The sequence below is a fragment of the Massilia agri genome, from assembly GCF_024753255.1.
Taxonomy (GTDB): Bacteria; Pseudomonadota; Gammaproteobacteria; order Burkholderiales; family Burkholderiaceae_D; genus Telluria; species Telluria agri.
Window position 1 is genome coordinate 23,257 of the sequence record NZ_JANUHA010000032.1, and the last position, 6,000, is coordinate 29,256.

The window sequence follows — 6,000 nt, forward strand, 5'->3', positions numbered from 1 at the left end:
GACAAAAAAGGAGAGACAGATGAAGCTCGTGGAACCTATCCTCGCCTTTCAAACAGAACTGCAAGAGATCCGGCGCGACCTGCATGCGCATCCGGAACTGTGCTACGAGGAGGTGCGCACTGCCGACGTGGTGGCCGCGCGCCTGACCGAATGGGGAATTCCGGTCGTGCGCGGACTGGGTGTGACCGGCGTGGTCGGTTCAATCAAGAACGGCAACTCCAATCGCGCCATCGGCCTGCGTGCCGACATGGACGCACTGCCCATGCAAGAGATCAATGGTTTTGCCCATGCGTCGCGCCATCCGGGCAAGATGCACGCCTGCGGCCATGACGGGCACACCGCCATGCTGCTCGGCGCGGCCCACCACCTTGCCAGGCATCGCAACTTCGACGGCACCGTCTACCTGATCTTCCAGCCCGCCGAAGAAGGCGGTGGCGGCGCGCGGCGCATGATGGACGATGGCCTGTTCGAGCAGTTCCCGATGGAAGCCGTCTACGGCATGCACAACTGGCCGGGTATCGCGGAAGGAAATTTCGGTGTCGTTTCGGGGCCGATGATGGCCTCGAGTAACGAGTTCCGCGTCACCGTGCGCGGCAAGGGCGCCCATGCGGCGCAGCCGCACCGCGGCATCGATCCGGTGATGGTGGCGGTGCAGATCGCCCAGGCCTGGCAGACCATCGTGTCGCGCGAAAAGAATCCGCTGGAATCCGCAGTGCTGTCGATCACCCAGATCCATGCGGGCAGCGCGACCAATGTCATCCCTGACGAAGCGGAATTGATCGGCACCGTGCGCACCTTTTCGACCGCCGTGCTGGACCTGATCCAGCGTCGCATGGAAGAGATCGCTGCTGGCGTCGCGACGGCCTTCAATGCCTCGGTCGACTTCAGCTTCAAGCGCAATTATCCGCCGCTCATCAACCATCCGGAGCAGACGGCATTCGCGGTGGAGGCGATGCGCGCGGTGGTGGGGCCGGAGCGGGTGGATACGCATGTCGAGCCGACCATGGGGGCGGAAGACTTCGCCTTCATGCTGCAGGAAAAGCCGGGCTGCTATGTCTTCATCGGCAATGGCGAGGGTTCGCATCGCGCCGGCGGGCATGGGCTGGGGCCGTGCCAGCTGCATAACACGAGTTATGACTTCAATGACAATCTGCTGCCGATCGGGGCGAGTTTCTGGGTGAAGCTCGTCGAGATGAGCTTGCCGCAATCATGATTTTCGTAGGGTGTACGGCTCTGCCGTACGCGCGTTCAATCAGTAGGTGAACAACAGCGTCGCATCGATTCATACGAGAGTTGAACGCGCGGTCGGCAGAGCCGACCACCCTACGGTAACTGATCCTCTGAGTTACCCAATCTGAGTCCGGGATTCATTTGTTCGAGCGCGAGCAAGGCTGCCGCGTGATCCGCCGCCGGCAGCGAATGCTCGATCGTCGCGTACTGCCGCGTCACCAGTTCCGTCACCGGCAGGGTCAAGCCCGACGCCTGCGCAGCCGCCAGCACATTGCGCAAATCCTTCAGCTGGCTCTTCACCTGCCCACCCGGCACGAAGTTCCGCTCCAGCATGCGCTGCCCATGCACCTCGAGGATGCGGCTGCCGGCAAAGCCGCCGCGGATCGCCTCGCGCACCGCGGCCGGGTCGGCGCCCGCCGCCTCGGCCAGCAACAGCGCTTCCGCCACCACGTTCAGGGTCGCACCGACGATCAGCTGGTTGCACAGCTTGGCGACCTGCCCGCTGCCCACCGGCCCGACGCGCTGCGGCCGGCCCATGGCTTCCAGGATTGCTGCCACCTGGTCGAAATCCGCCTGGTCTGCGCCTGCCATGATGGCCAGCGTTCCTGCCTCGGCCCCGCCGACGCCGCCCGATACCGGCGCGTCGACGAAGCGGCTGCCATGGTCACGCAGCGTCGCATCAAAGGCCAGCGCCTCGTCATGCCGGGTCGAGCTCATGTCGATCCAGATCGCCCCGGGATCGAGGGCCGGCAGCGCAGCCTTCAGCACTGCGCCGACCACCGGGCCGGCCTCGAGCATGGAGATCACCACCTGCGCACCCTGCACCGCTTGCGACAGGTCCGCCGCCGGCTCGGCGCCGGTCTCGCGCAGGGCCTCGGCTTTGGCGAAGGTCCGGTTCCAGGCCCGCACCGCAAAGCCCGCCTGCGCGAGGCGCGCCGCCATCGGCCTTCCCATCAGGCCGATACCGAGGAAGGCGATGGTCGTCATCAGAACAGTCCGAGGAACTTCTTGACGGTATTCTTGCGGCCCGGGACGACGAGGTCGGTCACGCCCTTGTCGTTGAAGCCGTCGAGCAGGGCCGGAAAACCCTTGCGGCGCACCAGCTGCAGTTCGGCTTCGTAGAGCGGCACGACGCAGTGGAAATAGATGTCCTGGCCGTCGCGCTCGAGCGAGGCGAAGGCGTCCGGCGCCGAGGCCGGCGGCAGCAGGATGGCGCCGGTGAACTCGACACCTTTGGCGTAGGGCTTGGCTGGAGCGCCGTTGGGCACGGTGTGGCCCAGGCCCAGCCAGGTCGCATGCTGGTGGGGATAATGCGCCAGATGGCGCAACAGGGCGACCGGCCAGTACCAGCGCTCGTCCTGCACCGATTGCTCGTCCAGCTTCCAGTCGGCGGGCAGGGCCATCATCAGCTCGGCGAAGGGCGGCGCGCCTTCCGGCACCGTCATCGGGCGGCTGCTCATGCCCGAGGTCACCAGGCGCAGGAAAGGATAACGCTCGTTTGCCGGCACCACGTGGATGTCGACCTGGACCGGGTCGGCGATGGTATCGTGGAAGACGGTGTCAATCCGTCCGAGATGGGTGGCAATGTGTTCCGCGACAGGGTCATGCGGCAGGACGGCGGGCGCCACCTGCTGCTGGGACGGAGCGGCAAGCGGGTACAGGGGGGTGCTGGTCGGTTCGGTCATGCTGATCGAAAGATAAGGGAATCCGTTCTGAGGGGCGTCTATCATACCTTCCGCGCACCGCAAGGTGGTGTCCAGCGAAAGATTGTTCACGCTAGTACAATTAGTGCATCGCACAATATTTCGGTCCTGTTAAGAAGGCAGATCATGCTCATTTCACATGTAAAGAAAGTCGCTGGCCTCGCCGCTGCCATGGCGGCCGCCCTGTTCGCCCAGGCGGCCCACGCACAGAGCAATGGCTGGGTGGATTCGGCATCGCTCGAGTTCGGCACCAATCCGGAACAGAAGATGGTCCGCGTGGCTGTGCAGAAGGACTGGGACAGCCGCTGGTTCGCCTCCAATGGCCGCCACCTGTCGGGCTACTGGGAAACCAACCTGGCGCTGTGGCGCCTGAGCGCCTACCAGAATGTCCCGGGCCGCAAGAAGAACATCGCCGTGATCGGCTTCACCCCGGTGCTGCGCTACCAGAACGACAGCAAGCTCGGCCTGTACGGCGAGATCGGCATCGGCGTCAACCTGTTCTCCAAGCTGTACAAGAACGAAGACAAGGAACTGTCGACCGCCTTCCAGTTCGGCGACCACATCGGCGTGGGCTACAGCACCGCAAAATGGGACTACAGCCTGAAGTTCCAGCACTACTCGAATGCCAGCATCAAGAGCCCCAATGGCGGCGCGAACTGGATCGTCGCCAAGGCGGCGTACCGCTTCTGAGCCGTTCCTCGGGGGCGTGGGCTGGCCGCGATTTATGACACAATCGGGCCAAGGCGGGCAGCCCGGCCCGGCTCCCTCATGAGGCCCGATTGCTAGATACCAGCACGATCAAGCGCTACTTGCCGTGGCTCGTTGCGACTGCCCTCTTCATGGAGCAGCTCGATGCCACGATCGTCAACACCGCCATTCCCAGCATCGCGGCCAGCCTGCAGGTCACGCCACTGAGCCTGAAGTCGGTCGTCACCAGCTACATCCTCGGCCTCGCAGTCGGCATCCCGCTCAGCGGCTGGATGGCGGACCGCTTCGGCACGCGGCGCGTATTCTTCACCGCCATTTCCATCTTTACCATTGCCTCTGTGCTGTGCGGCCTGTCGGTCAACGCGCACATGATGACGGCCGCGCGCCTGCTGCAGGGCCTGGGCGGCGCGATGATGATGCCGGTGGGCCGGCTGGCCATCGTGCGCACCTTTCCCAAGAACGAGTTGCTGGGGGCGATGAACTTCGTGATCATCCCGGCCCTGATCGGCCCCCTGCTGGGGCCAACGGTCGGCGGGCTCATCGTCCACTGGACCACGTGGCGCGTGATTTTCTTTGTGAACGTGCCGGTCGGCCTGATCGCCCTGTACCTGGTCTGGAAGCACATGCCGGATTACCAGGGGCACGAGAAGCGTCCGCTCGACGTGTTCGGCCTGATCCTGTTCAGCAGCGGCACGGCGATCCTGTCCTGGCTGCTGGAAGTGTTCGGCGAGCATACGCTCGATGCCCTGACGGCCGGGCTGATGCTGGCCTTGTCGCTGGCGCTGCTGGGCGCCTACGTCTGGCACGCCTTCCGCACCAAATTTCCGTTGCTGCGCCTGTCGCTGTTCAAGGTGCGTACCTTCCGTATCTCGGTCGCCGGCGGCTTCTTCACCCGCCTCGGCGTCGGCGGCTTGCCCTTCCTGCTGCCGCTGCTCTACCAGCTGGGGCTGGGACTGCCGGCCTGGCAATCGGGTCTCCTGATGATGCCTGCAGCCGCAGCCGCGATGGGCATGAAGATGTTCGCGCCGAGGCTGCTGGCGCGCTTCGGCTACCGCCAGATCCTGACCGCGAACACGGTGTGCATCGGGCTGACGATCGCCTTGTTCGCCCTGGTGGGGCCGGGTACCCCCTTCTATGTCATCGTGGCGATCAGCCTGGCGCAGGGCTTCTTCAATTCCCTGCAGTTCTCGAGCATGAACACCTTGGCCTATGCGGACATCGAGCCGCAAGACTCGAGCATGGCCAGCACGATGTCGAGCTCCTTCCAGCAACTGTCGATGAGCTTCGGCCTGGCGGCGGGGTCGATCGTGACGGCCTGGTTCCTGGGACCGGTGGCGCAGGACAACCGCGAAGCGGTGTCGCAAGCGCTGCACCATGGCTTTGCCACGCTCGCGCTGATGACGCTGATATCGTCCGCGATCTTCTGGCGCCTGCGCCGCAATGACGGCGACAGCATCAGCCGTGGACAAGTGAAAGCGAAGGAAGCGGCGGAGCCCGTGACGACGCAATAGGCTCCGCAACAGAGCCTGCTATGCGGCCGCTTGCTGGGCCAGGCGGCCGAGTACTCGTTCCCGATTGTTCATCACGAAGTTGACGAAGACAGGCTCCTTGACAGCCAGCCGCACCAGGCCAGGCAGCAGGGGGTAACAGAAGGTCGCGACCTTGCGCACGCATTCGTCGTTGCGCAAGGCGGCCTGCGTGGCTTGCCCGGCGCCGCCGACCAGCAGGGGCAGCAGTTCGCTGCGTTTCTTGTCGATGATGGCATTCAGGGGGCCGGCGAGCTTGTCGCCCAGGCCGGCTTGTTCGCTTGCTTCAGACATGCTTTTCTCCGGTTGTTGGTCACCGGAGAAGTGTGCCCGCGCTTGGGCCCGAGGAAGATGACGCTGGGCAACTGTTCGCCTGTGTCTGCTCAGTGCCTGCCGCGGCCACGACCGTGTCCCCAACCGCCGCGATGGTGTCCTCCACCGTGCCCGGACCAGCCGCGGTGCGAACCCCAACCATGTCGGCCGCCGTGGTGGTGGTGGCGATGCCCTTTGTAGTAGTTGAAGCCGAAGTCGAGCGTGACAGGCGGGCCGATATAGGTCGGGTAACCGTAGGCGGGATAGCCGTAGCTGGGATAGCTGTACGTGGGATAGGGGTCGTAAGCAGCATATGGCGGGCCGTAGACTGCACATCCACCCAGGCCAGCGGCGAGCAGGAGGAGGACGGCAAGACGCCGTACGACGAACACGTTTCGAACATCCATGGCAGCCTCCGATAACGGCGCAGCTGTTTCAGTGTAGTCCGGAGGGCGATGTTTTCAATGCAAAAAAGCAAATAGCAAAAAGCCCGCTCAGTATCAACTGAGCGGGCTTTACTT

The 6,000-nt window shown here is 64.3% G+C and carries 6 protein-coding genes; 3 read left to right on the forward strand and 3 right to left on the reverse strand.

All coding sequences use genetic code 11. From position 1 onward, the window contains the following. Window positions 1-19: 19 nt before the first annotated feature. Window positions 20-1,213, forward strand: a complete 1,194-nt coding sequence (locus tag NX780_RS24640) for a M20 aminoacylase family protein (protein ID WP_258830530.1) — start codon at window positions 20-22, stop codon at window positions 1,211-1,213. 110 nt (window positions 1,214-1,323) lie between these two features. On the opposite strand, the gene NX780_RS24645 is transcribed toward NX780_RS24640, so the two are convergent. After that, window positions 1,324-2,217, reverse strand: coding sequence for an NAD(P)-dependent oxidoreductase (locus NX780_RS24645; protein WP_258830531.1), 894 nt, complete (start codon window positions 2,215-2,217; stop codon window positions 1,324-1,326). Beyond that, entirely contained in the window at window positions 2,217-2,915 is a 699-nt protein-coding gene (locus NX780_RS24650) for a suppressor of fused domain protein (protein ID WP_258830532.1), read from the reverse strand. Before NX780_RS24650 ends, NX780_RS24645 begins: the two co-directional genes overlap by 1 nt. 144 nt (window positions 2,916-3,059) lie before the next feature. Between NX780_RS24650 and NX780_RS24655 the strand changes: the two genes are divergently transcribed. Then, window positions 3,060-3,623 (forward strand): acyloxyacyl hydrolase, encoded by a 564-nt coding sequence (locus NX780_RS24655; protein ID WP_258830533.1) that lies wholly within the window; start codon window positions 3,060-3,062, stop codon window positions 3,621-3,623. An 89-nt stretch (window positions 3,624-3,712) separates the two neighbouring features. Next, complete coding sequence (locus tag NX780_RS24660) at window positions 3,713-5,152, forward strand: DHA2 family efflux MFS transporter permease subunit (RefSeq protein ID WP_258830534.1); 1,440 nt, start codon at window positions 3,713-3,715, stop codon at window positions 5,150-5,152. A gap of 18 nt (window positions 5,153-5,170) precedes the next feature. Here the strand turns inward: NX780_RS24660 and NX780_RS24665 are convergent, their stop codons facing one another. After that, window positions 5,171-5,461, reverse strand: a complete 291-nt coding sequence (locus NX780_RS24665; RefSeq protein ID WP_258830535.1) for a hypothetical protein — start codon at window positions 5,459-5,461, stop codon at window positions 5,171-5,173. Window positions 5,462-6,000: the final 539 nt, after the last annotated feature.